General features: G+C 23.5%; 1 protein-coding gene. It reads right to left on the reverse strand.

Annotated elements, in window-relative coordinates; all coding sequences use genetic code 11:
* A partial coding sequence (locus tag LC431_RS26225; protein WP_223510485.1) for a hypothetical protein occupies positions 1–422 on the reverse strand: 422 nt, incomplete at its 3' end.
* Positions 423–446 lie beyond the last annotated feature (24 nt).

A 446-nucleotide genomic window follows, 5' to 3' on the forward strand; every position in this document is an offset into this window, starting at 1 on the left:
TACCAATTTTGCTTAGTTATAAATTTTAGATTAAAAAAATCATTATCTAATAGTTCGTTATTATAATGGGAAGTTATTTTCTGAATTTTATCTAAAATCTTAATACCATTTTCCTTATTGAAAAAATATTTTTTAATATGATTATCTTTATTTACTTTAACTAGTACTAACGAATTCTTTACGTTTTCTCTTTTTTCTGAATAACATATTTTTTCAATTTTCATTAAATCTTCTTTTTCTATTTGATAATTAGTTACTGGGAAAACGTTTTCATTCGGCTTCCTATTTTTAAGAACAATTATTGGAGGTGAAGCGTCTCGTGGACCTATATAGGTTACCGTTATTTGATAAACATTAATATTCTCAGTTTCTTTTTTAGAACAACCTAACAATATAACTAAAACAATGAGTAAGTTTTTCATATTCTAGTTTTTTAACCACCAATA

Source organism: Rahnella sp. GSA61A (assembly GCF_019969905.1).
GTDB lineage: Bacteria > Pseudomonadota > Gammaproteobacteria > Enterobacterales > Enterobacteriaceae > Rahnella > Rahnella aceris.